The sequence below is a fragment of the Cupriavidus sp. WKF15 genome (genome assembly GCF_029278605.1).
GTDB lineage: Bacteria > Pseudomonadota > Gammaproteobacteria > Burkholderiales > Burkholderiaceae > Cupriavidus.
Genome location: NZ_CP119572.1, coordinates 3,086,722 through 3,112,776, shown reverse-complemented (window position 1 = coordinate 3,112,776; position 26,055 = coordinate 3,086,722). Strand labels below are relative to the sequence as shown.

The 26,055-nt window shown below is 67.7% G+C and carries 22 protein-coding genes; 17 read left to right on the top strand and 5 right to left on the bottom strand.

Annotated elements, in window-relative coordinates:
• Positions 1–7: 7 nt before the first annotated feature.
• Positions 8–556 carry a DUF1697 domain-containing protein gene (locus tag CupriaWKF_RS14430; protein ID WP_276098533.1) on the top strand — a complete coding sequence of 183 codons (549 nt, stop codon included), beginning with the start codon at positions 8–10 and terminating at the stop codon, positions 554–556.
• A gap of 162 nt (positions 557–718) precedes the next feature.
• On the opposite strand, the gene CupriaWKF_RS14425 is transcribed toward CupriaWKF_RS14430, so the two are convergent.
• Positions 719–1,354 carry a hypothetical protein gene (locus CupriaWKF_RS14425; protein WP_276098532.1) on the bottom strand — a complete coding sequence of 212 codons (636 nt, stop codon included), beginning with the start codon at positions 1,352–1,354 and terminating at the stop codon, positions 719–721.
• Positions 1,355–1,781: 427 nt separating this feature from the next.
• Positions 1,782–2,798 (bottom strand): LysR substrate-binding domain-containing protein, encoded by a 1,017-nt coding sequence (locus tag CupriaWKF_RS14420; RefSeq protein WP_276098530.1) that lies wholly within the window; start codon positions 2,796–2,798, stop codon positions 1,782–1,784.
• A gap of 157 nt (positions 2,799–2,955) precedes the next feature.
• On the opposite strand from CupriaWKF_RS14420, the gene CupriaWKF_RS14415 reads away from it, so the two are divergent.
• From CupriaWKF_RS14415 to CupriaWKF_RS14395, 5 genes are all read left to right on the top strand, one after another.
• On the top strand, positions 2,956–4,167 hold the full coding sequence (locus CupriaWKF_RS14415) for a fumarylacetoacetate hydrolase family protein (protein WP_276098529.1): 1,212 nt from the start codon (positions 2,956–2,958) through the stop codon (positions 4,165–4,167).
• 110 nt (positions 4,168–4,277) lie between these two features.
• Positions 4,278–5,609, top strand: coding sequence for an MFS transporter (locus CupriaWKF_RS14410; RefSeq protein WP_276098528.1), 1,332 nt, complete (start codon positions 4,278–4,280; stop codon positions 5,607–5,609).
• Between the two features lie 37 nt (positions 5,610–5,646).
• Positions 5,647–7,254, top strand: coding sequence for an aldehyde dehydrogenase (NADP(+)) (locus CupriaWKF_RS14405; protein WP_276098526.1), 1,608 nt, complete (start codon positions 5,647–5,649; stop codon positions 7,252–7,254).
• Positions 7,251–8,831 (top strand): altronate dehydratase family protein, encoded by a 1,581-nt coding sequence (locus CupriaWKF_RS14400; protein ID WP_276098525.1) that lies wholly within the window; start codon positions 7,251–7,253, stop codon positions 8,829–8,831. Before CupriaWKF_RS14405 ends, CupriaWKF_RS14400 begins: the two co-directional genes overlap by 4 nt.
• A 250-nt stretch (positions 8,832–9,081) precedes the next feature.
• On the top strand, positions 9,082–9,627 hold the full coding sequence (locus tag CupriaWKF_RS14395) for a ferritin-like domain-containing protein (protein WP_276098524.1): 546 nt from the start codon (positions 9,082–9,084) through the stop codon (positions 9,625–9,627).
• 25 nt (positions 9,628–9,652) lie between these two features.
• Here CupriaWKF_RS14395 and CupriaWKF_RS14390 read toward each other — a convergent pair whose 3' ends face one another.
• Positions 9,653–10,792 (bottom strand): AI-2E family transporter, encoded by a 1,140-nt coding sequence (locus CupriaWKF_RS14390; RefSeq protein ID WP_276098523.1) that lies wholly within the window; start codon positions 10,790–10,792, stop codon positions 9,653–9,655.
• Between the two features lie 154 nt (positions 10,793–10,946).
• Positions 10,947–11,222 (bottom strand): hypothetical protein, encoded by a 276-nt coding sequence (locus CupriaWKF_RS14385; protein ID WP_276098522.1) that lies wholly within the window; start codon positions 11,220–11,222, stop codon positions 10,947–10,949.
• Positions 11,223–11,390: 168 nt separating this feature from the next.
• Between CupriaWKF_RS14385 and CupriaWKF_RS14380 the strand changes: the two genes are divergently transcribed.
• Positions 11,391–11,741: a hypothetical protein gene (locus CupriaWKF_RS14380; RefSeq protein WP_276098521.1), complete on the top strand. Its 351-nt coding sequence runs from the start codon at positions 11,391–11,393 to the stop codon at positions 11,739–11,741.
• Here the strand turns inward: CupriaWKF_RS14380 and CupriaWKF_RS14375 are convergent.
• Positions 11,719–12,108 (bottom strand): nuclear transport factor 2 family protein, encoded by a 390-nt coding sequence (locus CupriaWKF_RS14375; RefSeq protein WP_276098520.1) that lies wholly within the window; start codon positions 12,106–12,108, stop codon positions 11,719–11,721. The two genes, CupriaWKF_RS14380 and CupriaWKF_RS14375, sit on opposite strands and share 23 nt — an antisense overlap.
• Positions 12,109–12,675: 567 nt before the next feature.
• Between CupriaWKF_RS14375 and CupriaWKF_RS14370 the strand changes: the two genes are divergently transcribed.
• From CupriaWKF_RS14370 to CupriaWKF_RS14325, 10 genes are read left to right on the top strand one after another with little or no spacing between them, the layout of a single operon-like run.
• Positions 12,676–13,749 (top strand): formylglycine-generating enzyme family protein, encoded by a 1,074-nt coding sequence (locus CupriaWKF_RS14370; RefSeq protein ID WP_276100811.1) that lies wholly within the window; start codon positions 12,676–12,678, stop codon positions 13,747–13,749.
• A 47-nt stretch (positions 13,750–13,796) separates the two neighbouring features.
• Entirely contained in the window at positions 13,797–14,891 is a 1,095-nt protein-coding gene (locus tag CupriaWKF_RS14365; RefSeq protein WP_276098519.1) for an HAD family hydrolase, read from the top strand.
• Positions 14,892–14,947: 56 nt separating this feature from the next.
• Positions 14,948–16,705, top strand: coding sequence for an arylsulfatase (locus CupriaWKF_RS14360; protein WP_276098518.1), 1,758 nt, complete (start codon positions 14,948–14,950; stop codon positions 16,703–16,705).
• 58 nt (positions 16,706–16,763) lie between these two features.
• The gene (locus CupriaWKF_RS14355; RefSeq protein WP_276098517.1) at positions 16,764–19,403 is read left to right on the top strand and encodes a fused MFS/spermidine synthase; all 2,640 of its coding nucleotides are present in this window, start codon (positions 16,764–16,766) and stop codon (positions 19,401–19,403) included.
• Positions 19,400–20,377, top strand: coding sequence for a MoxR family ATPase (locus CupriaWKF_RS14350; RefSeq protein ID WP_276098515.1), 978 nt, complete (start codon positions 19,400–19,402; stop codon positions 20,375–20,377). The genes CupriaWKF_RS14355 and CupriaWKF_RS14350 overlap by 4 nt, the downstream gene beginning before the upstream one ends.
• A gap of 16 nt (positions 20,378–20,393) precedes the next feature.
• Positions 20,394–21,422, top strand: coding sequence for a DUF58 domain-containing protein (locus tag CupriaWKF_RS14345; protein WP_276098514.1), 1,029 nt, complete (start codon positions 20,394–20,396; stop codon positions 21,420–21,422).
• A complete protein-coding gene (locus CupriaWKF_RS14340) occupies positions 21,419–21,964 on the top strand; it encodes a DUF4381 domain-containing protein (protein WP_276098513.1) in 546 nt (181 codons plus the stop codon). Before CupriaWKF_RS14345 ends, CupriaWKF_RS14340 begins: the two co-directional genes overlap by 4 nt.
• On the top strand, positions 21,951–22,973 hold the full coding sequence (locus CupriaWKF_RS14335) for a VWA domain-containing protein (protein WP_276098512.1): 1,023 nt from the start codon (positions 21,951–21,953) through the stop codon (positions 22,971–22,973). Before CupriaWKF_RS14340 ends, CupriaWKF_RS14335 begins: the two co-directional genes overlap by 14 nt.
• The gene (locus tag CupriaWKF_RS14330; protein ID WP_276098511.1) at positions 22,973–24,610 is read left to right on the top strand and encodes a VWA domain-containing protein; all 1,638 of its coding nucleotides are present in this window, start codon (positions 22,973–22,975) and stop codon (positions 24,608–24,610) included. The genes CupriaWKF_RS14335 and CupriaWKF_RS14330 overlap by 1 nt, the downstream gene beginning before the upstream one ends.
• On the top strand, positions 24,607–25,962 hold the full coding sequence (locus CupriaWKF_RS14325; protein WP_276098510.1) for a BatD family protein: 1,356 nt from the start codon (positions 24,607–24,609) through the stop codon (positions 25,960–25,962). The genes CupriaWKF_RS14330 and CupriaWKF_RS14325 overlap by 4 nt, the downstream gene beginning before the upstream one ends.
• Positions 25,963–26,055: the final 93 nt, after the last annotated feature.

Sequence of the window (26,055 nt, the reverse complement as noted above, 5' to 3'; positions counted from 1 at the left end):
TGGGTCAATGAAGCACTACATCCTGCTGCTGAGAGGCATTAACGTTGGCGGCAAGAACGCCTTGCCGATGAAAGATCTGGTTTCCATCCTCGATAGCCTGGGTGCGGTGGAAGTCAGAACCTATATCCAGAGCGGCAACGTGGTATTCGAGGCCAGCAAGGAGGCGGCAGCGCACATTGCATCGAAGCTCGGCCCGGAGATCAAGCGTCGACGCGGCTTTCAGCCAACGGTGCTGGTGCTGTCACAGAATGATCTGCGCAGGGCGATCGAGCGCAATCCGTTCCCCGATGCTGAAAGCGATGCAAACCGCCTGCAGGTCGGATTCCTGGCTGACGCTCCCGCGAGTCCCGACCTGGAACGACTCGGCACCATCAAGCTGGAGTCCGAGCGCTTTCGTCTCGATGGCAAGGTGTTCTATCTGCATGCCCCGGCAGGCGTTGGAACATCGAAGCTTGCCGCGAACAGCGAGCGACTGCTCGGCGTACCGATGACAGCGCGGAACTGGAAAACGGTTTGCCGGCTCATGGAGATGGCGGAGGCTCGGGCACCGAAATAAGCGAAGGTGCATGATCTGGCCTGCCCGTCGCCAGCGCTGACAGGCTTTTCCTCAGGGAAGGAGTAGCACGACCGCACCGTGACGATGGTGACGCGTCGATCCCTGTGGCCGCGACGCTTTGAGTTCGGCGCCACCGCGTTTCTCCGCCCACCTGCCGGCCGGCTATTGCTTGAGCATTTGCGTCTTGAAGAAGCCACCAGTGCCGGTGGTCGCGACCATGGTCAGCGAGCGGCGGTACAGGGTGTTGCTTGTCGTGACGATGCTGCCATCGGACGGCACAAAGCGGATCGCGGCATAGCCCTGATGCGGGATGTCTACGGACATGGCACAGCCAGTGCTTGCAGGCGACGTCGCAACGGAAGGGGTCACACTGACTCGATAGAGATTCTTCGCTGAGCCCGGCTCGGCCAACATCGCGGTGCCTGTCAACGCGCAGATTTTTGTGCCGCTCGTGTAGGTGCCGCTGACATTGCCCTGGTCATCGATCGATATCTCGAAGCCGTCTTGCTTCCAGCTTCCCTCGATGCTCGCCTGATCCACTGCGAGCGCATTGGCGGGATCGTATGTGGCACCGATGGTTGACGGCGTGTCCGATCCGGCCCTCTGGTAGGAGCCGTCAAGCTTGCTGTTCAGCGCAATAGTCCCTGTGCCAGTGACGGTCGTCGCAACAAGGAACTCGGAGACAGTATCTGGCGTGAAGTTCCAGGTTGAACCGGAAAACCGAAAGCCTCCGCGCACGGTACCGACCAGCTCGGCGCGGACGAAGCGCGCGCCGCTGTCGATGAATGTGACGGTCATGAATTCCGACCACAGCCCCTCGCTGCCATTGCCGACCGCTGCCGTTGAGCCGGGCTGTGGAGCCGACAGGCTCGGCAATGATTCGCCGGTATGCGGTGGGGCCGGAGTCGGCGAGGGGGCAGGCGAAGGTGTAGGCGAAGGTGTAGGCGAAGGCGCCGGGGGAGGGACTGGCGGACTGCTGCCGCTGTCATCTCCGCCTCCGCAGGCGCTCAGCAACGCGCATGCCGCCAGCGCGGCCACTGCAATCTGTGATGGGATGGCTCGCATCGGAATCTCCTTGTTGGATCGTCTTGGTAAGGCCGAGCGATCGTAGGGAGAGCGGTGCGACTGAACTTGATCTCAGATCAATGGACTTGCGGTTTAGGAAGATTGCCATGTCGGAGGGCCCAACAGCGTCGTTTGCGCGCGACAGGCCGGAGGCCGGAACTCAGCGGTGCATCGGTGCAATGGTGGCGCTGTCGTCCCGGTCTTGCACGGGGGCCATCGCATCCCCGGCCGTACCCTGTTGCCTGGCCACGGTACGCAGGATTTCCACAAACGCGTCCATGGCCTCGGATCGCAGTTCGTTCTTCCGCGTGACGATGCCGTAGCTCGTCATGGCCCGGCGGATCGGCACGGGTACGCGCCCGAGCAGTCCTTGCCCGACGTACTTCTCGACCGCGGCGCGCGGCTGCAGCGACAGCATCTCGGTCGCCTGCAACAGCTCCAGCGTGGAGAAGATCGAGGGCGTTTCCACCATGCCGACCAGCGAGCGGATACCCGCGGCGGCAAAGGTTTCTTCGAACAGCTGCCGGATGGCAGTGGCGGGCGGGTAGAGGATCCACGGCCATTCGGCCAGGTCGGCCAGCTCCGGTCGTGCCTGGGCAAGCAAGGGATGGTCCGGCTTGCATACCACCCACACCGGCTCCGGCGACAGGACCTCGAAATCGAAGATCGCCTGCTGGCGCGGCTCGGTCAGGCGCCCGACCATGATGTCGAGCTTCTTTTCCTCCAGCCACACGGCGAGCTGGTCGCTGCTCTGCTCCACCAGCCGGATGACCAGGCGCGGGCGCTTCTGCAGGATCTCGCGGATGCCGGCGGTCACCACCTGCGCCGCCGACGCGGAGATCGCACCGACCGTGAGGTGGCCGTGCCCGCCCGCGCGCAGGGTTTCCAGTTCGCTGACGAACTTGCCGAGGTCGGCCACCGCCGTGCTGGCGTAGCGTACGGCGAACAGGCCCAGGTCCGTCGGGCACATGTCGCGCGGCAGGCGCTCGAACAGCTTTGCCTGGAGCATGCCCTCGATATCGCTCAGGATCTTGGTGGCGGCCGGCTGGGTGATGTGCAGCTGTTCGGCGGCCGCGCGCAGGTTGCGGGTGCGTCCGAGGACGTCCAGCAACTGCAGGTGCCGGAAACGCAGCCTGGCCAGCACGGATGACGGGGGAGCAACGGCTTGTCGGGACATGAGGTTAACCCGGTAATACTGATAACCAGATGGAATCGATGTTAGCAAATAATCGATTGGATGTTTATCGATGCCACACATAGAGTTGCACCTGCGCACCGGACTCCGCCATGGTCCCGATGTTCGCGCCGACAATAATTTGTACGTGGAGACAACGATGACTTCCCTGCCTGCGCTCAGCCTCAGCGCCAAGGAGACCCTGCCCGCCGATGGCCTGCGCGGCACGCTGGTCGGCCGTGCGTGGTTGCCGCCGACCGACGCATCGCCTGGTGGCCCATCGGTGGTGGCCGTGCGCGCCGATGGCGTGTTCGACATCTCCGCAGCCGCGCCGACCATGAGCGGCCTGCTCGAACAGGCGGACCCGGTTGCCACGGTACGCGGCACGCCGGGCCGATGGATCGGCAGCCTGGACAGCCTGCTGGCCAATGCGCCGGCCAGCACCGGCAGCGCGCAAGCCGCGCACCTGCTGGCGCCGTGCGATCTGCAGGTGATCAAGGCGGCGGGGGTGACTTTTGCCGGCAGCCTGGTCGAGCGCGTGATCGAAGAGCAGACCAAGGGCGATCCGCAGGGGGCCGCCGAGGTACGCGCCAGGATCCACGCGCTGGTGGGCGACAGCCTGTCGAGCCTCCGGCCGGGTTCCGCCGAGGCAGGCGAGCTCAAGGCGCTGCTGATCGCGCAGGGCATGTGGTCGCAGTATCTCGAAGTGGGCATCGGCCCGGATGCCGAGGTCTTTACCAAGGCACCGCTGCTGTCGGCGCTGGGCACCGGCACGGAGATCGGCCTGCACCCGGCATCCGAATGGAACAACCCGGAACCAGAAATCGTGCTGGCCGTCGACAGCCGCAGCCGCGTGCTGGGCGCCACGTTGGGCAATGACGTGAACCTGCGCGACTTCGAGGGCCGTAGCGCGCTGTTGCTGGGCAAGGCCAAGGACAATAACGGTTCCTGCGCGATCGGCCCGCTCCTGCGCCTCTTCGATGAAAGCTTTTCGCTCGACGATGTGCGCCGCGCGAAGGTGGACCTGCGCGTCGACGGCCAGGACGGCTTCGTGTTGTCCGGCGCCAGTTCGATGGACCAGATCACGCGCGATCCGCTCGACCTGGTCGGACAAGCCATGGGCCCCACCCATCAGTATCCCGACGGGTTCATGCTGTTCCTGGGCACGCTGTTCGCGCCGGTGGAAGACCGCGACGCGGCGGGCGGCGGCTTCACGCACAAGGACGGCGATATCGTCCGGATCTCAAGCCAGCTGCTGGGCACCCTGGCAAGCCGCGTCAGCCGTAGCGACCGCATTGCCCCGTGGCAGTTCGGCGTGCGCGCGCTGATGGCCAACCTCGCGGCGCGCGGGTTGATCGACGCATCGCTCTGATCGCGCCGGCAGGCGCGACCCCTGATCACCCGACGACCTCACGCACGAAAAAGAACGGGGCGTCGTAATTTCTCGGAACCGCTTCACGCGGATCCGCACTGGAGACAAGCATGCAGAACCTATCTGCCAAATTCGATCCGCTGGCCAGCGCGGTCAGCAAGGCCCGCCTGCGCCTGACGCCATTCCTGGCGCTGATGTTTGCACTGTCGATGCTCGACCGCTCCAACGTCGGCTTCGTCAAGCAGGCGCTGATGGTGGATTCGAACATCGGCAACGCGGCCTATGCGCTGGGCGCCGGCATCTTCTTCATCGGCTACGCCGTGTTCGAGATTCCGAGCAACCTGATCCTGCACCGGGTCGGCGCCAAGGTCTGGCTAAGCCGGATCATGGTGACCTGGGGGCTGGCCTCGGCGGCCATGATGTTTGCCCATGACGAGACCTCGTTCTATGTGCTGCGCTTTATCCTGGGCGTGGCGGAAGCCGGCTTTTCGCCGGGCGTGATCCTGTTCTCGACCTACTGGTTTCCCGCCAGCCAGCGCGGCAAGGCGCTCGGCATGTACTACTTCGGCTTGCCGGTGGCGCTGGTGCTCGGTGGGCCGATTTCCGGCCTGCTGCTTGACGTGATGGGTGGCCAGCTCGGCCTGCGCAACTGGCAATGGATGTTCATCATCGAAGGGCTGGCGGCAGTGGTGGTGGGCGTGATCGCCTTCTTCTACCTGGTCAGCAAGCCGCGCGACGCGAAGTGGCTCAGCGACGACGAAAAGGCCGCGCTGGAAACCGCCATCGCGGCGGAAGACAGCCACAAGGTGGCCCATGGTCCCGCCACGGCACTGAGCGCGCTGGGCAACTGGCAGGTGCTGCGCTTCGTGGCGATCTACTTCGCGATCCAGGTCAGCGTCTATGGCGTCATCTTCTACCTGCCGACGCGCATCTCCGAGCTGACCGGTACCGCGGTCGGCGCCAAGGTCGGCCTGCTGACGGCGATTCCGTGGCTCTGCGCGGTCATCGCCCTGCGCGTGATCACCGGCATGGCCGATGCGAAGGGCAAGCAACGGGAATTTGCCATGGCCATGCTGGCGATGGCGGCCGCCGGCATCGGGCTGTCGACGCTTGGCCATGAGCTGGTGCCGGTGCTGCTGGCCTTCTGCATTGCCACGGTTGGCTTCGTCGTCGTCCAGCCGCTGTTCTGGACGCTGCCGACCGCCTACCTGAGCGGCACCGCCGCGGCCAGTGGCATTGCGCTGATTGGTGCACTGGGCAATCTTGGCGGCTTCATCGCGCCGACGCTGAAGACCGCGGTCGAAGCCGCATTTCACAGCCAGCGGGCGGGCATGCTGGCCCTGGCCATCGCCGGCGCGGTCGGCGTGCTGCTCCTGATGAGCGTCGGGGCGCGGGCCCGACGTGCGGCAGCGTTGCCGCTCGGCTCGTCCAGGGTCGCGTGACGGCATAGCAGTATTCTTTGTATTCGAGATTCCTGACATGACCATCCTCGGACATCACTACATCGGCGGCCGACGCAGCGCTGCCACGGGCCATCCGATCCATAGCGTTGATGCAGTCACTGACAAGCGCCACCCGGTGAGCTTCCATGCGGCGACCGAAGCGGAAGTCGCCGCGGCCGCGCAGGCCGCGCACGATGCCTTCCCGGCGTTCCGGGCCACCAGCCCGGCCGTGCGTGCGGCCCTGCTGGAAGCGATGGCCGATGAGATCGATGCGATCGGGGATGCGTTCATTGCCGAAGCGTCCCGCGAAACCGCCTTGCCGGCGGCGCGGCTGGAGGGCGAGCGCAAGCGCACCAGCAACCAGATGCGCTTGTTTGCCGCCGTCTTGCGCCGCGGGGACTTCCTGGACGCACGCATCGATCGTGCCTTGCCTGACCGCAAGCCCCAGCCGCGCGCAGACCTGCGGCAGTACCGCATCGGCGTGGGCCCGGTGGCGGTGTTCGGCGCCAGCAATTTCCCGATCGCCTTTTCGGTGGCGGGCGGCGATACGGCATCGGCACTGGCGGCGGGATGTCCCGTGGTCGTGAAGGCGCATCCGGGCCACCCTGTGACGTCTGAACTGATGGCCGATGCGATGGAACGTGCCATTGCCCGCTGCGGGGCGCCGGCGGGCATCTTCAATATGGTCCATGGCGCCGCGGCCACTGGCGCGGCATTGGTGCGGGCGCCGCAGATCAAGGCCGTCGGCTTTACGGGCTCGCTGTCGGCAGGGCGGGCGCTGTTCGACATGGCACAGGCGCGTCCGGAGCCGATTCCGGTGTTCGCCGAGATGTCCAGCGTCAACCCGGTCTTCCTGCTGCCTTCGGCACTGGAGGCACGCGGCCCGCAGATTGCGCGCGAGCTGGCGGCGTCGGTGACGTTCGGCTGCGGCCAGCTCTGCACCAGTCCCGGCCTGGTCCTTGGCGTGCGCTCACCGGCCTTCGATGCTTTCCAGGCGGAACTGGCCACGGCCCTGGCGGAGGCCGCGCCGCAGCCCATGCTGGGTGCTGGCATCCGCGACAACTTCCGGCGCGGGTTCGCGGGACTGCTTGCGGTACCCGGCCTGGAAACGCTGGTGGCGGTGGAGGCGGAGAGCAGCATTGGCGGGCATCTGCTCAAGGCTGAACGGCATGTCCTGTTCGACGAAGACGCGCCGCTCGAAGAGGAGGTGTTCGGCCCGCTGACGGTCGTCGTGGCGCTCGATTCGGAGCGCGACTTCGTGGCCTACGCCGAGCGGATGCGTGGCCAGCTGACCGCGACCGTGATGGCTAGCGAGACCGATCTGCTGCGCCATGGCGAGCTGATTGGTCTGCTGGAAGCCAGGGCAGGGCGGTTGCTGTTCAACGGCTATCCGACCGGTGTGGAAGTGGGCGATGCCATCGTGCATGGCGGACCGTACCCCGCGACCACCGACGCGCGCGGCACGTCGGTGGGCAGCGCGGCCATCGAGCGCTTCCTGCGCCCGGTGTGCTATCAGAACTATCCGGACGCGGCCTTGCCGGCGGCCCTGCGCGATGCCAATCCCTGGCGTCTGCCGCGCCTGGTGGATGGCGTATTGACCCGCGATGCGGTAACGAACCCCGGCAGCGTGGAGGCCGCAGCATGAGCGCCATCCTGGAACAAACGCAGCCAGCGGGCCTTGCCCGCAACGCCGCAGCTGCCGTCGAGCCGGTGATCTGGCTGCATGCGGATGACGATGTGGTCATCGCGCGCCGGCAACTGCTTGCCGGCATGCGCCTTGACAATGGCCTTGCAGTCCGCGGACTGGTGCCGGCCGGGCACAAGATGGCCGTACGCACGGTGGCGGCCGGTGTGCCGGTGCGCCGCTACGGGCAGATCATCGGGTTTGCCACGCGCCAGATCCTGGCGGGCGAGCACGTTCACACGCACAACCTCGCCATTGGCGCGTTCGAGCGCGACCATGCCTTCGGCATCGACGCACGGCCCGCGCCGACGGTGGCGTCGCGCGCGCAGTTCATGGGTATCGTGCGCGCCGACGAGCGGGTGGCAACGCGCAACTACATCGGCATCCTGACCTCGGTCAACTGCTCGGCCACCGCGGCCCGCGCCATTGCGGACCACTTCCGGCGCGACATCAACCCGCGGGCGCTGGCGGACTATCCGAACGTGGATGGCGTGGTGGCGCTGACACATGGCCAGGGCTGCGCGGTCGACAGCGAAGGCGAGGGACTGGAACTGCTGCGGCGCACGCTTGGCGGCTATGCCCGCCACCCGAACTTCGCGGCGGTCCTGATCGTCGGCCTGGGTTGCGAGACCAACCAGATCGACGGACTGATGCAAGGCCAGGGCCTGGCGAGCGGCGCAACGCTGAAAACGATGACGATCCAGGCTACCGGCGGCACCGCGCGCACGGTGGCGGCTGGCATCGAACAGGTCAAGGCGATGCTGGCCGACGCCAACCAGGTGCGGCGCGAACCTGTCGACGCCAGCCACCTGGTGGTGGGGCTGCAATGCGGCGGGTCCGATGGCTACTCGGGCATCAGCGCCAATCCGGCTTTGGGCGCGGCCGTTGACAGGCTGGTCGCGCACGGCGGCACGGCCATTCTCTCGGAGACGCCGGAAATCTACGGGGCCGAGCATTTGCTGACACGGCGGGCAGTGTCAGCGGATGTCGGCCGGAAGCTGCTCGACCGGATCCGCTGGTGGGAAGCCTACTGCGCGCGCATGAACGCCAGCCTGGACAACAATCCGTCCGCGGGCAACAAGGCCGGTGGTCTCACTACGATCCTCGAAAAATCGCTCGGTGCCGTGGCCAAGGGCGGTACCACCAACCTGGTCGACGTCTATCGCTATGCGGAGCCGGTGCGGGCACACGGCCTGGTCTTCATGGACACGCCGGGCTACGACCCGGTCTCGGCCACCGGCCAGGTGGCGGGGGGGGCCAACCTGATCTGCTTCACCACCGGGCGCGGCTCGGCATACGGCTGCGCACCGGCGCCCTCGCTGAAGCTGGGTACCAATACGGCGTTGTGGCAGCGGCAGCAGGAAGACATCGATCTCAATTGCGGCGCCGTCGTGGACGGCACAAGGACGATCGACGAGCTTGGCGAAGAGATCTTCCAGCTCATCCTGACCATTGCCTCCGGGCGGCAGTCCAAGAGCGAAGTGCATGGTTATGGGCACAACGAGTTCGTGCCCTGGCAACTGGGCGCCATTACCTGACGATGAGTTGCACGCTCGGGGGATCTGGGCAAGCGTGGGCGCGGTCACGCGCAACCGATTGAAATTCCGCGTCGTCCATCGCACCACTCACCGTGCATATTTTTCATGCCGCGATGCGGCGGTGCCTTTGCATCGCCGCCACGGCCCTTGCCGGTGGCGGCATTCCCGACTGGCATGTTTTTCGCGTCACAGAGCCATCCCACCCCCGGATTGCGCGTCCCCTTGCGCGCCGTCCGTACCGGAGCCCGTGATGACGACAACCCCATTCCTTACCGATGTAAAAACGTTGCGCGAGCGTGCGCGCAAGCATATCGACGATGGTGCCGTAACAGCCGGCTATTCGGCCGAGCGCGATACCGTGATCAAGCTGCTCAATGACGCACTGGCCACGGAACTGGTTTGCGTGCTGCGCTATCGCCGCCACTACTTCATGGCCCAGGGCCCGAACTCAAAGAGCGTGGCGGAGGAATTCCTGGCCCATTCGAACGAAGAGCAGGGCCACGCCGACATGATCGCGGAGCGCATCGTGCAGCTCGGCGGCGAGCCCGACTTCGCGCCCAACGGGCTGGCGAGCCGGTCCCATGCGGAGTATGTCGAAGGCAAGACGCTGACCGACATGATCCGCGAGGACCTGGTCGCCGAGCGCATCGCGATCGACAGCTATCGCGAGATCGTCAAGTTCCTTGGCGACCGCGATCCCACTTCGCGCCGCATGATGGAAGAGATCCTGGCCGTGGAGGAGGAGCACGCCGACGACATGGCGGACCTGCTGGCCCGCCAGGGGACGGAACGCTGATCGTGCAGCCTTGCGGCGGCGTCGTTCAGCTCGTGTGCGGAGGCGCCGGTGACAGCGTGTCGGCTGGCTTGGGCTCCGCCGCTTCGACAGGTGCGGTGGCAGGCTCGTCGACCCAGAGCCAGAACAGGCGGTAGCCGACAGACAGCATCACCGGCCCGATGAACAGCCCGATGATGCCGCCGCTGACCATGCCGCCGAGCGCGCCGATGAGCACCACTGGCATCGGCACGTCCACGCCGCGCCCGAGCAGCAGCGGCTTGAGCACATTGTCGGCCAGCCCGGCCACGAACACATAGACCGCGAACACGATCGTCACGACGCTGGTGCCTTCCGTGGCGAAGACGTAGACGATGACCGGTATCGTGATCAGCGTGGCCGGCAACTGCATGATGCCGAGCAGCAGCACGGCCAGCGCCAGCAGCCCGGCCCCGGGAATGTCCTTCATGATGAATGCGACGCCGATCAGCAGCATCTGGATAAAGGCAATGCCCACCACGCCCTGCGCCACGGCGCGGATGGTCGCGGTGCACAGTTCCACGATGCGCGCGCCACGGTCCGGTCCGACGATGCGCGCGGCGATGCGATGTGCGCTGTTCGTGCCCATTTCGCCGTAGGCCATGATGATGCCGGCGATGATCAGCGCAAACACGAAGACCAGCAGGCCCGTGCCGACCCCGGCGAGCTTGCCCAGCAGGACGACGCTGAAATCCTTCAGTTGCGGCGCGACCTTCATCAGCAGGCCGCTCAGGTCGGTGGCGGCCTGCTGCCAGAACCCATGAAGCTGCTGGCCCACCACCGGCCAGGCGGACACGGAGTCGGGCGGCTGCGGGATGCGCAAGTTTCCGCCCTTGACGATATCGATCGCGCGGTCGACCGAATCGAACACGGCAAGGCCCAGCAGGTAGGCCGGCACCAGGATGATCGCGATCGAGATCAGAATGATCAGCGTGGCGATGTGCCCCTCGCTGAGGCCGAAATGTCCGCGCATCCGTACCTGCAGCGGATAGATCGTGACGGCCAGGATCAGCGCCCAGACCACCAGGTCGAAGAACGGATGGAAAATTTCGAAGCAGAAGATGACCAGCGTGGCGATCAGCCCCGCGCGGATCAGTACGTCCAGCAAACTGCGGGACAGCGCCCGCTCGGAAATGGATGTTTGCAGCATCGCTTGTCTCCTTGCAGGGCGCGGCCGGACGCCAGCCGACAACGCAACGCTGGCTGCGCGCCGGCCGCGGCAGGTGCACGGCGAAGAACGCCGGAATTCAGTCTAGGTCAGCCGGAGTGCCGGAACAAGCTCAATGGCGCCCGTCGCCGGGTGCCTATTCGGGCGATGCCGGGGCCGCGAGCCACAGTGCGAGCGCTGGATTGAGCGCCAGCCATGGCTGCCATGCCGCGCGCACCATGTCGGCCCACCACTGCAAGACGTCTTCGAACGGCAGCGGCGGAGACTGCGCGAGCCAGTGCTCGATGGCGGCGAATGCAGGCGTGGCGCGGACCAGCACGGCAATGAGGTCGGCATCCTGCTCGGGCAGGCTGCGCCGCATGAGCTCGATGTCCATCGTCGGAAGATGTGCGGTGATGCTTGCTTCGGGCATGGTCGTCAACTCCTGGTGAAAGATGCCTGGTGGAAGAGGGCCTTGCCCATTCTTGACGACGAATGTGTCCGCTGCAAGCCCTGTGGGCAAGCCCACGCAGCAAATTGACGGGCCACGCGAACAGGAGCACGCTGGAGGCATCGTTCCACCCCTCCCGCGGAGTCCGCCATGCCCACCGACGATTTCAAGGCGTTCAAGGCAACCCTGGCGATGCTGCTGCGCGACATGCCGGCGGGCACCACCGCCGACTTCACCGACGTGGCAGTGGCCTACTGGGACGGCACGCGCGTGGCGGGCTTCTACCTGCGCGACGGCGGGCACCTCGACGAGGATTTCGAGTTCGATGAAAACGCGTGGGAGAACTGGCGCGACGAACTTGGCGCGTGGCTGGCCGCGCCGCACTTCAGCGAGCGCGACGAACTCAGGGCCCGGTTGTCCGGGGCCGGGCGCGAAACCGGTGGCACCGGCGGCGCGCGCCCGGCGACGGTGAGCTGGCTTACGCCTGCGGCGCAGCGCTGAAGGTCTTGTTGGCGATACCCCATACGCCATTGATTTCCAGCAGCGTGAAGTAGTCGGTGAACGTCACCCCCGGATATTGCAGCACCACCTTGGCCGTGCCGGCATTGCCGGTGACATCGAATTGCGTGATGAAGCGCTTGCGCTGCGCCTCGTCCGCCGCGGGCTCGCCCTGGAAGCGCGCGGCGATGAATTCCTCGACGCTCAGGCTGTAAAGGACGCCATCGCGGAACGAGATGATGCGCGCGTCCGGGTGGAACGCCTTGCGGATGTACTCGCCCTTGCCGCTCGCATGGCCTTTCAGGTAGTTCTCGACGGGCTCCAGGGCGGCAACGTGCTGCGTCGTCGCGCTGGTTTCGCGGAATGTCATGGTCTCCTCCTGTCCAGGGGTATGCCTGGGCCAGGGCCCGGGGCATGGTTCAAAGAGAGCATTGTATTCCAAAATTGTATGCAAAATCTTGATGCTTTTTGCGCAATGCCCGCGCGCGCGGCGCCTGCAATTTTCGTGTTGCCGCTACCACCGAAGCGGGGCGGCAATGTGTGGATCGATGAATTTCCCCTGCGCCGAGCCCGCACCTCCGCAACAGTTATGCCGATATGAGGCTGAATTGCTGTGCCCCCGCGAACAACTGACGGGGCTGCCGCTCTGTCAGAGATCGCGCGGTTTGTCGATGCGAAATATCTAAAATCACAGCCCAATAAAACTGAATTCCGTTTCGCTTTTCCTTCTGCAACGATAGCTTCGCGGTGCGCTTTACGCACCACTTGTGCTTTGCGGAGGAGAGTCATGGGCAAGAAGCGCCGGATTTCCGCTACGGGCATGGCGCCGGCGGAGGGCGCTGCGACAGCGGTTGCCGCCGCGCCGCGCTGGCGCGCAGGCATGGTTGCGATGCTGGTGTGCGCAGGCGTCGCGGCGGGCTTTGGCGCGACCTGGTGGATGATGCATGGCCGCCAGGCGGACCACGCGCAGGACACCGCGGTCGGAGATGGCGTCCGTGGACCGGCCGGCATGGTTCATATCCCGGGCGGCGAATTCCTCATGGGCAGCGACAGCAAGATGGCGCAGGCCAACGAGAAGCCCGCGCACAAGGTTCGCATCCACGGCTTCTGGATGGACCAGCACCACGTCACCAATGCCGAGTTCCGCAAGTTCGTCGAGTCCACCGGCTACGTCACCACCGCGGAAAAGGCGCCCGACTGGGAAACCCTGAAGGTGCAGCTGCCACCCGGCACGCCGCGCCCGCCCGACAGCGCGATGGTGGCTGGCGGCATGGTGTTCGTGGGCACCGCACGGCCCGTTCCGCTGCAGGACTACTCGCGCTGGTGGCGCTACGTGCATGGCGCCGACTGGCGCCACCCGGGCGGCCCGGGCACGTCGATCGAGGGCAAAGACAACCACCCGGTGGTGCAGGTCTCGTACGAAGACGCGCAGGCCTATGCGAAGTGGGTCGGCAAGCGCCTGCCCACGGAAGCCGAGTGGGAGTTCGCCGCGCGCGGCGGCCTGGAGCAGGCCACCTACGCGTGGGGCGAAAAATTCGCGCCGGACGGCAAGCAGATGGCCAATGTCTGGCAGGGACAGCAGGGCCAGCCATTCCCGGTGATCAGCCCGAAGGCGGGCGGCGCGCTGGGCACCAGCCCGGTCGGTACGTTCCCGGCCAACGGCTACGGCCTATATGACATGACCGGCAACGCGTGGCAGTGGGTCGCGGACTGGTACCGCGCGGACCAGTTCCGGCGCGAGGCTGCGCTGGGCAAGCTGATCGCGGATCCGGCGGGCCCCGTGGCGTCGTGGGATCCGAGCGAGCCCGGCGTGCCCGTCAGCGCGCCCAAGCGTGTCACGCGCGGCGGCTCCTTCCTCTGCAACGAGGACTACTGCCTGAGCTACCGGCCCAGCGCCCGTCGCGGCACCGATCCGTACAACAGCATGTCGCACCTTGGCTTCCGGCTCGTGATGGACGACAGCCGCTGGGCCGAGCAGCGCAGGCAGCCGCCGCTGGCGATGGCGCGATAGCGGCGCCATCTCCCCGCGCCCCCTTGCTTACGACTGGAGTACGCGTGATGGAACGCTCCACCCTCAAGCAGTCCGGACGCAATCTTCTGCGTCCGGCGCTGGCCGCGCTGTGCCTGGCCGCACTGGCCTTTGCCGGCGCCAACCTGGGCGGATGCGCGGCACCGGCCGAAGGCGGAACGGCTGCGGCGGGCGCGCAGTCCGCTCCGGCGTCCCAGGCCGCTGCGCAGGCCCTGCCTTCCTGGCGTGACGGCGCGGCGCGGCAGGCGCTGCTGAAGTTCGTGGCCGATACCACGCGCCCCGGCTCGCCGACCTTCGTCGCGCCAGAGGACCGCATCGCCGTGTTCGACAACGACGGCACACTGTGGAGCGAACAGCCGCTTTACTTCCAGTTCTACTTCCTGCTCGACCAGGTCAGAGCGGCCGCGCCGCAGCATCCCGAGTGGAAGAGCAATCCCGCCTTCAAGGCGCTCATGGCCAACGACATGCAGGCCCTGATGCGCAACGAGAAGCCGCTGCTGTCACTGATTGCCGTGGCCAACAGCGGCATGACGGTGGACGAATACGACCGCACCATCCGTGCGTGGCTCGCGCAAGCGAAGCATCCGAAGCTGCAGCGACCGTTCACCGAGCTGGTCTACCAGCCGCAGCTCGAACTGCTGTCCTACCTGCGCGCCAACGGCTTCAGGACCTACATCGTCTCGGGCGGCACCATCGAATTCATGCGGCCGTGGACGGAAAAGGTCTACGGCATTCCGCCCGAGCAGGTAATCGGTTCCTCGCAGGCGGTCAAGTACGTATCGCGCGATGGCAAGCCTGTGCTGGTGCGCGACCCGAAGCTCGAATTCATCGATGACGGACCGGGCAAGCCGGTCGGCATCTACCGCCATATCGGCCGCCGCCCGATCCTTGCCGTGGGCAATTCGGACGGCGACCTGCAGATGCTGGAGTACACCACCGGCGGCGACGGGCCGCGCATGGCCGTGCTGGTCCACCACGACGACGCCGAGCGCGAGTTCGCCTATGACCGGCAGTCAAAGGTCGGCAAGCTCGACAAGGCGCTTGACGCGGCCAGTGCCAGGGGCTGGACGGTGGTCAGCATGAAGCAGGACTGGCTGCAGGTCTATCCGGCCGGCAAGCCATGAGCACGATGAAGGCAGCAGTGAACCGACCGTAACGGGTCAATGAACGGAGGCGGGACATGCACCGAGTTGAAGAGGGCATAGGGAAACGAGGGGGCTCCAGGCTGGTGATGCTGGCCATGGCCGCTGCCGTATTCACCATCGCGGGCTGCGGCAAGAAGGAGACGCCGCCCAAGGAACAGCAGCCGGCGGCACAGGCGCCGGCCGCGGCGCGGGAATCCGGCGCGGCCGCGCCTGTGCCGGCCAAGGAGAATCCGCCGGTTGCAGCCAATGCGCCGGTTCCCGCGGCTTCGGCGCCCGCGCTGGCGGCCACCGCGCCGTCCGGCAAGAAGCCGAACATCCTCGTCATCTTTGGCGATGACGTCGGACAGACCAACATCAGCGCCTACAGCCACGGCGTAGTGGGCTATCGCACGCCCAACATCGACCGTATCGCGAACGAAGGCATGATGCTCACCGATTACTACGGCGAGAACAGTTGCACGGCGGGCCGCTCCACCTTCATCACCGGTGAGGTCGGGTTGCGCACGGGCTTGCTGAAAGTCGGCATTCCGGGCGCGCCGGTCGGCCTGCAGGCGCAGAACGTGACCATCGCCCAAGCGCTCAAACCGCTTGGCTATGCGACCGGCCAGTTCGGCAAGAACCACCTGGGCGACCGCAACGAGTACTTGCCGACCGCGCACGGCTTCGACGAGTTCTTCGGCAACCTGTACCACCTCAATGCGGAAGAGGAGCCTGAGCGCCCGTACTACCCGAAGAACGATACGGCCTGGGTCAAGGCGAACGGGCCGCGCGGCGTCCTTCACTCCTACGCCGACGGCAAGGTGGAAGATACCGGTCCGCTGAACCGCAAGCGCATGGAAACCATCGACGACGAAACCACGGCGGCGGCGATCGGCTTCATGGAGAAGCAGGTCAAGGCCGACAAGCCGTTCTTCGTGTGGATGAATACGACGCGCATGCATGCCTTCACCCATGTTCGCCCGTCCATGCAAGGACAGAGCGGCATGCCGGGCAATGAGTACGCGGACGGCATGCTCGAGCACGACGGCGATATCGGCAAACTGCTCAAGTCGCTCGACGACCTGAAGGTTGCCGACAACACCATCGTCGTCTACACCACCGACAACGGGCCCAACCAGTGGTCCTGGCCGGACGCGGCAACCACGCCGTTCCGCAGCGAAAAGGACACCAACTGGGAAGGCGCATTCCGTGTGCCGGCACTGGTGCGCTGGCCGGGCAGGATCAAGCCCGGCACGGTGTCCACGACGATGATGTCCGGTCTCGACTGGTTCCCGACGCTGCTTGCGGCGGCCGGCGATGGTGACGTCAAGGACCGGCTGCTCAAGGGCATCAGCATCAGCGGAAAGTCCTTCAAGGTGCACCTGGACGGCTATAACTTCCTGCCATACCTGACCGGGCAGACCAACGTCGGACCGCGCCAGGACTTCTTCTACTTCAACGATGATGGCGTACTGGTGGCCATGCGCCACAACGACTGGAAGTTCGTGTTCTGCGAACAGCGCCAGCCGGGCGGCTTCGAGGTGTGGGCCAACCCCTTCACCTGCCTGCGCGTGCCAAAGGTATTCAACCTGCGCATGGACCCGTATGAGCGGGCGAATATCGTCTCCGATCAGTACTATGACTGGACGGCGAAGAATGCCTATATGGTCAGCTATGCAGCGTCGCGTGTGGCGCCGTTCCTCCAGACGTTCAAGGACTACCCGCCCAGCCAGCGCCCGGCGAGCTTCACCATCGACCAGATGACCGAGGCGGTGATGAAGTCCATCGACAAGGGGGCAGGCGCCGGCAAGTAATACCAGTGGCAATGGTTGGCCGGGTCACTCCGGCCAACCTCTTCACCAGGATCGCACCATGAGAGAAGCGCATGCCGGCGCCAACGCCGGCAAGCAGCAAGCGCGGCACAGATCTGACAAACCGCGGCGCCCGGAAGGCGCCGCGTTGCAGGCAGGGCAGGGTCAACTGGCGCATGACGGTGCCGTGCTGGCACCTGCCCTGTTGCTTTTCGCGTCCGGCGCGGCCGGGCTGATCTACCAGGTTCTCTGGATCAAGCAGCTCGCGCTGGTGGTCGGAGTGGATGTGCACGCCGTCACCACCGCCGTCAGCGCATTCTTTGCGGGCCTCGCACTAGGCGGCTGGCTGCTGGGGCGCGTGGCCGACCGTCATGCGCAGCCGCTGCGGCTGTATGCGTGGCTTGAAATCGCCGTGCTGGTGCTGGCCATTGGCGCCACGCTGGCGCTGGCGCGTGCCGCCGCGCCGTTCGCCTGGCTGGAAAGCCGCGCCGGGCTGCTGGCCTGGGCGCTGCCGTTCGTGCTGGTGATCCTGCCCGCGGCGGCCATGGGTGGCACGCTGCCTGTGCTGATGCGTGTGCTGGCGTCGCGCGCGGGCCAGGTCGGCACGCATGGCGGACGCCTCTATGCCGCCAACACCGCGGGCGCCATTGCCGGCACGCTGCTGGCGGGCTTCGTGCTGATCCCGTGGCTCGGCATCACGGGCAGCGCGCTGGCCGCGGCCACGCTCAACGGTCTCGCTGCGGTCGCCGCGCTGACCCTGGCGTCACGCGCGGTGCCTGTGGAGGAGCCGGCCACGACTGCCATCGCGCCAGCCTCCGCACAGTCCGCGCGCGATGCGGGCGACGGCCGCCTGGCATTGGTGCTCTACGCCGCTGCCGGCGGCATTGCGCTTGGCTATGAAGTCGTGTGGTCGCAGGCCATCGTGCAGTTCATCAGCACGCGCACCTTTGCTTTCACGATGGTGCTCGCGACTTATCTTGCGGGCCTTGCGATCGGCAGCGCGCTGGCTGCGCGCCGGGCCGACCGTGCGCGCGACCCTTGGGGCGCGTTCGCCATGTTGATTGTCGCGGCAGGGCTGGTTGCGCTGCTGGAGATCGTCGTGCTCGGCGACTGGCTGCTGCAGACGCAGGCGGCGGTATCGGCCTCGGCGCAGTCGGTCACGTCGAGCGGTCTGCTGGCCGCCTGCGCGAACTTCGCGGTGGCGGCGTTGTGCGTGGTGTTCGTGCCCACGCTGCTGCTGGGCGCCGCGTTCCCGTTCGTGTTGCGCGTGGGCGTGGACAACCACCGGCTAGGAGCCGGTGTGGGCGCGGTGGTGGCGCTCAATACGCTGGGCGGCATCGCCGGTACGGCAGTGGCGGGGTTTGTGCTGGTGCCGCGCATTGGCCTCGTCCATACGCTGTCGTTTCTGGCCGTGGGCGCCGGCATTGTCGGTGTCATCGCCGTAGCGCTCGGCTCGGGCGTGCGCAAGCCGGCGCGCTGGGCCGTGCCGATGGTGGCGCTGCTCGTGGTGATTGCCGCGGCGTTTGCGCCCGCGGACCGGCTCGCCACGCTGCTGGCGCGCGCACGTGGCGGCGAGATGGTGTTCTACGAGGAAGGCCGCGGCGCCACCGTGGCGGTGGTGAAACAGTCGTCGTCGAGCCACTCGTTCAACCGCCTCTATATCCAGGGCGTGTCCAATTCCGGCGACACCATGACGTCGCTGCGCTACATGCGGCTGCAGGCGCTGCTGCCGCTGATCGTGCACAGTGGCACACCGCGCTCGGCGCTGGTGATCGGCCTTGGCACCGGTATCACCGCCGGAGCCACGCTGCCGTATCCGGGCCTTGAGCAGCGCGTGGTGGCCGAGTTGCTGCCGCCGGTGCTGCGCGCCGTGCCGCAGTTCCAGGGCAACTTCGGCGTGGCCGGCGACCACCGCGTCGAGATCCGCCTGCGCGACGGCCGGCGCGAGCTGCTGCAGAGCGACCAGCGCTACGACCTGATCACGCTGGAGCCGCCGCCGCCTTCCGCCGCGGGCGTGGTCAACCTGTACTCGACCGATTTCTATCGCCTTGCGGCAGCGCGCCTGCAAGCCGGCGGCCTGGTCGCGCAATGGCTGCCGCTGCCCACGCAGAACGACGAAGACACGCGTTCGCTGGTGCGCAGTTTCCTCGACGTGTTTCCGTATGCGACGCTGTGGACCACCGAGCTGCACGAGATGATGCTGGTGGGCTCGCTGGCGCCCATCACGCTCGACCCCGTGCGCATCCGCGAGCGCTTTGCCCAGCCGGAAGTCTCGGCTGCGCTGCGCGAGGTCGGCGTAGCGTCGCCGGCCGCGTTGCTGGCGACCTGGGTGACGGACCGCGCGGGCCTGGAGCGCTATGCCGGTGACGCGCCCGCCGTGACCGACGATCACCCCCGCATCGAGTACGCGACCTGGGTGCGGCGCGCCGAGTTCCCGCAGGTCCTGCAGCGCCTGCTGACGCTGCAGAACGAGCCCCCGCTGACCGAAGCCGATGCCGGCCTGATCGCCGATATCGGGCAGGAACGCGAAACGCTGCACACCTTCTACACGGCCGGCCTCGATGCCTACTACGGCGACCGAGACGCCTGGGCGCTGCATATGCAACAAGTCATGCGTACTGATCCCGACAACCCTTACTACGCCTGGTTCGGAGGTGGCCGCCGAAGCTCCGCCCCGGCGCCATCGAGGAATGCCCCATGAGCAACCGCGACGACGTGCTGGCGCTGCAGAGGCGCATGGGCGAAGCCATCGTCGGCCAGCAGCACATGATCGAGCGCCTGTTGCTGGGCCTGCTGGCCGATGGCCACTTGCTGGTGGAGGGGTTGCCGGGCCTCGCCAAGACGCGCGCGATCAAGGTGCTGGCCCGCAACCTGGAAGCAAAGCTGTCGCGCATCCAGTTCACGCCCGACCTGCTGCCGGCCGATATCACGGGCTCCGAGGTGTACTACACCGAGGGCGGCAAGGGCGAGTTCCGCTTCCAGGCCGGCCCGATCTTCGCCAACCTGGTGCTCGCCGACGAGGTCAACCGCTCGCCGGCCAAGGTGCAGGCCGCGCTGCTCGAAGCCATGGAAGAGCGCCAGGTCACCGTCGGCGGCGTGACCCACAAGCTCGACCCGCTGTTCCTGGTCATGGCCACGCAGAACCCGATCGAGCAGGAAGGCACCTATCCGCTGCCCGAAGCGCAAATGGACCGCTTCCTGATGCACGTGAACGTGACCTACCCGGAAGCGGACGCCGAAGCGCAGATCGTGGCGCTGGCGCGTGCCGAAGAATCGGGCGCGGCCGCCGGCACGCAAGCGGCCGCGCTACAACGGCTTGCACCCGAAGTCATATTCGCCGCGCGCGCCGAGATTCACGGCATCCACGTGAGCGAAGCGGTGGCGCGCTACATGGTCGCGCTGGTGCATGCCACGCGCGAGCCCAGGACCGTCGACGACGAGCTCGATCGCTGGATCCAGGTCGGCGTGAGCCCGCGCGGCTCGATCGGACTCGACAAGGTGTCGCGCGCCTATGCCTGGCTGCGTGGACAAGACTTTGTCTCGCCCGAGCACGTGCAGGCTGTCGTGCATGAGGTGTTCCGCCACCGCCTGATCCTGTCATACGAGGCGCACGCGGCCGGTGTCAGCGCCGATGCCGTGATCGACCGCCTGGTGCAGCAGGTCGCCGTGGCCTGACGCGGCGGCCGGCGCCATGCGTTCCCATCTTGCCTCGCTTGGCCGCTCGCCGGTGCCCGCCGGGGAGCGGCCTGCCACACACGCCCAAGCCGGTGTCAGCGTGGACGCCGCGGCGCTGGTGGCGCTCGAAGTCGCTGCGCGCGATTTTCATTTCCTGCCGAGCCAGCCCGTGCACAGCGTGCTGGCGGGCCGGCATGCCTCCCGGGTGCGCGGGCGCGGCCTGACGTTCGAGGAAGTGCGCGGCTACCTGCCCGGCGACGATATCCGCAGCATGGACTGGCGCGTCACCGCGCGCACCGGCAAGCCGCACGTGCGCGTGTACAGCGAAGAGAAGGACCGCCCGGTGCTGCTGCTGGTGGACCAGCGCATCAATATGTTCTTCGGCAGCCGCTGCGCGATGAAATCCGTGGTCGCGGCCGAGGCCGCGGCGCTGGCGGCGTGGCGCGTGCTGTCGGAGGGCGACCGCGTCGGCGGCCTGGTGTTCGGCGACGGCGAATGCACCGAGCTCGCGCCGCGCCGCAGCCGGCAGGCTGTGGAGCACCTGCTCGGCGAGATCGCGCGGCACAACCAGGCGCTGCGTGCCGATGCCCCCGCGCGGCGCGGCGCCGGGCAACTCAATGCCGCGCTCGAGCGCGCCGCGCGCCTCGCGCGGCATGACCACCTGGTCATTGTCATCAGCGACTTCGACGGGCACGACGCGGCCACGCGTGACCTGATGCTGTCGATGAGCGCGCGCAACGACCTGCTGACGATGCTGGTCTACGACCCGTTCCTGCTCGAACTGCCGGACTCCGGCCACCTTGTCGTTAGCGACGGCGAGTTGCAGGTCGAGCTGGGATTCGGCCACGCCTCCACGCGCAAGGGCATCGCCGAATTCGTCGATGCGCAGAGCCGCAACCTGCTGGGCTGGCACCGCGCCATCGGCGTGCCGCTGCTGCCGCTGTCGGCCGCGGAGGAGACGCCGCTGCAATTGCGCCGCCTGCTTGGCCAGGCGCTGCCGCAAGGCCAGGCCACGCTGCGCGCCCGGCAGGGAGGGCGGCCGTGAGCGACCTGACGCACAGCACCGCGGCGCCGGATAGCGCGACGATTGCCGGCGATCTCCGGCAGATGGCCGAAGTGGTCGAGCCGCCGCCGCCGTCGTGGCGGCCGCAGACCATCGGCTGGCCGGTGGCGGGCGCGATCGTGCTGGCGCTGCTGGCCGCCACGGCCTGGCGCTGGTGGCGCCGTTACCGCGCGAATCGCTACCGCCGCGAGGCCCTGGCCGAACTGGCACGATTGCGTGCGGGCCTGGCCGTGTCGCCGCAGGCACGTGCGCAAGCGCTGGCCGCCATGGCGGAACTGCTCAAGCGCACCGCGCTGGCGGCGTGGCCGCGCGCGCATGTCGCCAGCATGGCGGGCGCCGAGTGGGCCAGGTTCCTTCAAGCCCACGCGGGCAAGGCCGGCGCGGCGGTGCCGGTGCTCGCGACGCTGGTCAACGACGCGCAGTACCGCGATGCCGCGGTGCTGGCGCAATGGCCCGACAGCCAGGTGGCGGTCACGGCCGCCGCCTGCCAGCAATGGATTGCCGGCCACCATGTACCAGTTTGAATACCCGTGGTTCTTCGTGCTGCTGCCGCTGCCCTTGCTGCTGTGGTGGCTGCTGCCGCCGTATCGCGAAGAAAGCCCGTCGGTGCGCCTGCCGTTCTTCGGCGAGGTCGCGAGCGCGGCGGGGCTGAAGCCGGCGCCGGGAGCGGTCGTGCCGCGCAGCAACTGGCTGCAGCGCATCCTGGCGCCGCTCGCGTGGGCGCTGCTGGTGACGGCGCTGGCGCGCCCGCAGTTCCTGGAGGCGCCCATCGAGAAGGTGCAGCCCGCGCGCGACCTGCTGCTGGCGCTGGACCTGTCGCAGTCGATGGACACGCGCGATTTCCGCGACCCGGCCGGCGCACTGATCCCGCGCGTGCAGGCGGTGCGCGACGTGGTCAGCCGGTTCGTGACGCGCCGTCCCGGCGACCGCATCGGCCTGCTCGTGTTCGGCGACGCGCCGTACCCGCTGGCGCCGTTTACGCTCGACCATGTGCTCGTGCAGTCCATGATCCATGACCTGCTGCCGGGGATAGCGGGCCCCAGCACGGCGCTTGGCGATGGCATCGGCCTTGGCATCAAGATGTTCGACCAGAGCCAGGCGCCCGAGAAGGTGCTGATCGTGCTGACCGACGGCAACGACACCGCCAGCAAGATGCCGCCCGAACGCGCCGCGGAGATCGCGAAGGAGCGCCATGTGATCGTGCATACGATCGGCATCGGCGATCCGTCCGCCGAGGGCGAGCAGCGCGTCGATCTTGGCGTGCTGCAGCGCATTGCCGCGCGGACGCGCGGGCGCTATTTCTTCGGCGCCGACCAGGCGGGACTCGAAAGCATCTATGCCACGCTCGACCGCATCACGCCGCACAACCACAAGACGCTGTCGTGGCGGCCGCACCGGGAGCTGTTCGTGTGGCCGCTCGGTGCCGCGATGGGCGTGGTGCTGTGGTACCAGCTCGTCATGGCGGTGTGGTCGGCGTGGCTGTCGCGTCCGCGACGGCCTGCCGCGCCGGAACCGGCAGCGCAGGAGCCGTGATGCAGGCGCTCGCGGACTTTCACTTCCTGCGCCCATGGTGGCTGCTGGTGCTGGTCCCGGCGGTACTGCTGGTATGGGCCGTGCGCCGCCGCGGCGATGTTCGGCGCCGCTGGCGTGATGCGATTGCCCCGCATTTGCTGGATGCATTGATGGTCGGCGAGCGCCGCCGGCTGGCCATCCGTCCCGTGCACCTGACTGCGCTGCTGCTCGCACTCGGCGCCATCGCGCTGGCCGGTCCCACGTGGGAGCGCGAACGTCCGCCATTCCTCGACGACAAGGCACCGCTGGCGATTGCTATCGACCTGTCGCCGACCATGGACGCGATCGACGTAACGCCTACGCGGCTCGAGCGCGCCAAGCTCAAGGTCAAGGCGCTGCTCGCGCGGCGCGATGGCGGGCGCACGGCCATCTGGGCCTACGCCGGCTCCACGCACCTGGTGCTTCCGCTGACCGACGACGCCACGCTGCTGCAGACCTTTGTCGATGCGCTGCAGACCCGCATCATGCCCGCGCCGGGCAAGGACACCGCGCTCGCGCTGCGCACCATCGACGCGGCGCTTGCGCATGAGGAAGTGCCCGGCACCATCCTGTTCCTGACCGACGGGGTGGAGGCCGCTGCCGTGCGAGGGTTCAAGGCCCAGGCCGGCAGCGGGCGCAGCCAGCCGGTGGTGCTGGCGATCGGCACCGAGCGCGGCGGACCGCTGCGCAGTGGCCCCGAGGGCTTTGTCGAGAAGGACGGCGTGCGCGTGTTCGCACGCATGGACATGGCCGCGCTCAAGCGCTTTGGCGACGACACCGGCGTGCCGGTCGCCACGTTCACGCCCGATAGCGACGACGACGTCGCCTGGGTGCAGCGCCACGTGCAATCGCACCTGGCGCGAAAGCAGTCGGCGGACAACACGCGCTGGAAGGACGAGGGCTGGAGGCTGACGATCCCGATCGCGCTGCTCGGCGTGCTGTGGTTCCGCAAGGGCTGGACCGTACGCTGGATCACGGGCGTGCTGCTTGCTGTGGCGCTGGCGGCGCCGCAGCAGGACCTCCGCGCGCAAGCGTCGGCGCCCGATGCCGAAGCGCCGCGCGCGTGGCGCTTTGTCGACCTGTGGCTCACGCATGACCAGCAGGGCCGGCGCGCTTTCGAGCGTGGCGATTTCTCCGGCGCCGCGGCGCTGTTCGACGATCCCATGTGGCGCGGCGTGGCGCAGTACCGCACGGGGCAGTACGCACGGGCGGTGCAGAGCTTCGCGCTGGTCGATTCGCCCGAGAGCGACTTCAACCAGGGCGACGCGCTCGCGCGGATGGGCAAGTACAAGGATGCGGCGGCGCGCTACCGGCAGGCCCTGAAGCGCCGCCCGCAATGGCCCGCGGCCACGGCCAACCTGGCGCTCATGGAAAAGCTGGCGGCGAAGGCGGACAAGCCGAAGGAAGGCGAGGAGCCGCCCGATATCAAGCCCGACGAAGTGAAATACGACAGGGATGCCAAGCCACCCGAGGGCGCAGGCAAGAAGCGCGAGATGGGTGCGGTGGAAAGCGCCGAGACCTGGATGCGCGCGATCCAGACCACGCCGACCGAGCTGCTGCAACGCAAGTTCGCGTTGCAGCAGAGCCAGGCGCGGCCGGGCGCCGGAGCCCAGCCATGACGCGCGCGGGCCGGGGTCTCGGCATCTGGTGCACCGGTCTTGCGCTGTGGCAGGCGAGCGCGCTCGCGCTGGCAGCCGACCCACTCGTGCGTGTCGAGGTGGCGGCGCAGCAGCCCGTGCTGCCGGGCCAGCAGATCCGCATCGAGGTGACGGTGCTGGCGCCCAACTTCTTCCTGTCCGCACCGGTCTTTCCGACACTGCAGGTGCCCGGCGCGATCGTCACCATGCCGGACGACCGCGGCCAGAACACGGTCGAGACCATCAATGGCGCGAGCTATGCCGGCATCCGCAAGACCTACCTGTTTGCCGCGGAGCAGGGCGGCGATTTCCAGTTGCCACAGGTCTCCATCGCGTTCACTTATTCCGGTGATGACGGCAAGCCGCGCCAGGGCAGCGTGACGCTGCCGGCCACAACCATTCGCGCTGCGGGCGCCGCCGGCGCGCCAGCCGCAGCCACGCTGCCGGTGGCGCGGCTGATCGTCACGCAGCACTTCGACCGTCCGGTCAGCGGCCCGCAGGCGCATTTCCATGCCGGCGATGCGCTGGTGCGCACTGTCACCACGTTCGCGCCGCAGACCCAGGCCATGATGATCCGGCCGCCGAAGGTGGAGGCGCCATCAGGCGTGCGCGTGTTTGCGGGCGATCCGCAACTCAGCGATGCCGCGCAGGACAGCGCCGGCAATGCGGGCGGCAGCCGCACGGACCGCATCACCTATGTGTTCGAGCACGCGGGGACCTATACGCTGCCCGCGATCAAGGTCGAATGGTTCGATCCGGTCACGCGCAAGCCCGGCGAATCGGAGGCGCCCGAGGTGAAGGTGGACGTGGCCTCCGCGCCGGGGCTGGCAGGACTGTCACCGACCGGCCCCCACGCCGCGCCCTTGCCCGGAGAGCGCGGTGCCGCATGGCGCCGGTGGCTGTGGGCGGCCGGCGGCGTCCTGGTATTGCTGCCGGCGTGGCTGCTGCAGCGTTGGGCCCGGCCGCGCGTGGCACGCCTGCGCCGGGCGCTCGCGGCACGGCGCAGCGCCAGGGCGGCCGGCAGCGAGGCGCGGCTCGCGGTGCTGCTGCAGGCTTGCCGCGACAACGACGCGGTGGCGGCTTATCGCGCGCTCGGTGTCTGGTCGCACACAGCGTGGGGCAAGGCGCAGTCGGAATGGGTGGCCGGCACCGGCAACGCGGCGCTGGCGGCCGCCGTCGGCGAGCTTGAACGGCGTCTGTTCGGTGCCGGTGCCAGCGCGAGGCCATGGAGCGGTGGCGAGCTGGCGCGCCTGTTGCCGGAATATGCCCCCGCGCACCGGCCTGTCCGCGCGCGTCGGGCCACGCCGGCAGCGCTGCCGCCGCTCAATCCCTGAGGCCTGCTGGCCGAACCGGCCGGATCGACTATGATGGGCGCCTCGCCGCCAGCCTGCGGGGATGGAATGATCCTGCGCCACGCCTGGTGGCGG

What these genes read in the sequence shown, in the direction of transcription:
- CupriaWKF_RS14410 (WP_276098528.1), top strand. Translation starts at nt 4,278, where the DNA reads ATGCAGAACCTATCTGCCAAATTCGATCCGCTGGCCAGCGCGGTCAGC.
- CupriaWKF_RS14420 (WP_276098530.1), bottom strand. Translation starts at nt 2,798, where the DNA reads ATGTCCCGACAAGCCGTTGCTCCCCCGTCATCCGTGCTGGCCAGGCTG.
- CupriaWKF_RS14345 (WP_276098514.1), top strand. Translation starts at nt 20,394, where the DNA reads ATGCGTTCCCATCTTGCCTCGCTTGGCCGCTCGCCGGTGCCCGCCGGG.
- CupriaWKF_RS14390 (WP_276098523.1), bottom strand. Translation starts at nt 10,792, where the DNA reads ATGCTGCAAACATCCATTTCCGAGCGGGCGCTGTCCCGCAGTTTGCTG.
- CupriaWKF_RS14415 (WP_276098529.1), top strand. Translation starts at nt 2,956, where the DNA reads ATGACTTCCCTGCCTGCGCTCAGCCTCAGCGCCAAGGAGACCCTGCCC.
- CupriaWKF_RS14365 (WP_276098519.1), top strand. Translation starts at nt 13,797, where the DNA reads ATGGAACGCTCCACCCTCAAGCAGTCCGGACGCAATCTTCTGCGTCCG.
- CupriaWKF_RS14375 (WP_276098520.1), bottom strand. Translation starts at nt 12,108, where the DNA reads ATGACATTCCGCGAAACCAGCGCGACGACGCAGCACGTTGCCGCCCTG.
- CupriaWKF_RS14370 (WP_276100811.1), top strand. Translation starts at nt 12,676, where the DNA reads ATGATGCATGGCCGCCAGGCGGACCACGCGCAGGACACCGCGGTCGGA.
- CupriaWKF_RS14380 (WP_276098521.1), top strand. Translation starts at nt 11,391, where the DNA reads ATGCCCACCGACGATTTCAAGGCGTTCAAGGCAACCCTGGCGATGCTG.
- CupriaWKF_RS14425 (WP_276098532.1), bottom strand. Translation starts at nt 1,354, where the DNA reads ATGACCGTCACATTCATCGACAGCGGCGCGCGCTTCGTCCGCGCCGAG.
- CupriaWKF_RS14330 (WP_276098511.1), top strand. Translation starts at nt 22,973, where the DNA reads ATGCAGGCGCTCGCGGACTTTCACTTCCTGCGCCCATGGTGGCTGCTG.
- CupriaWKF_RS14355 (WP_276098517.1), top strand. Translation starts at nt 16,764, where the DNA reads ATGAGAGAAGCGCATGCCGGCGCCAACGCCGGCAAGCAGCAAGCGCGG.
- CupriaWKF_RS14350 (WP_276098515.1), top strand. Translation starts at nt 19,400, where the DNA reads ATGAGCAACCGCGACGACGTGCTGGCGCTGCAGAGGCGCATGGGCGAA.
- CupriaWKF_RS14395 (WP_276098524.1), top strand. Translation starts at nt 9,082, where the DNA reads ATGACGACAACCCCATTCCTTACCGATGTAAAAACGTTGCGCGAGCGT.
- CupriaWKF_RS14430 (WP_276098533.1), top strand. Translation starts at nt 8, where the DNA reads ATGAAGCACTACATCCTGCTGCTGAGAGGCATTAACGTTGGCGGCAAG.
- CupriaWKF_RS14405 (WP_276098526.1), top strand. Translation starts at nt 5,647, where the DNA reads ATGACCATCCTCGGACATCACTACATCGGCGGCCGACGCAGCGCTGCC.
- CupriaWKF_RS14325 (WP_276098510.1), top strand. Translation starts at nt 24,607, where the DNA reads ATGACGCGCGCGGGCCGGGGTCTCGGCATCTGGTGCACCGGTCTTGCG.
- CupriaWKF_RS14335 (WP_276098512.1), top strand. Translation starts at nt 21,951, where the DNA reads ATGTACCAGTTTGAATACCCGTGGTTCTTCGTGCTGCTGCCGCTGCCC.
- CupriaWKF_RS14360 (WP_276098518.1), top strand. Translation starts at nt 14,948, where the DNA reads ATGCACCGAGTTGAAGAGGGCATAGGGAAACGAGGGGGCTCCAGGCTG.
- CupriaWKF_RS14385 (WP_276098522.1), bottom strand. Translation starts at nt 11,222, where the DNA reads ATGCCCGAAGCAAGCATCACCGCACATCTTCCGACGATGGACATCGAG.
- CupriaWKF_RS14400 (WP_276098525.1), top strand. Translation starts at nt 7,251, where the DNA reads ATGAGCGCCATCCTGGAACAAACGCAGCCAGCGGGCCTTGCCCGCAAC.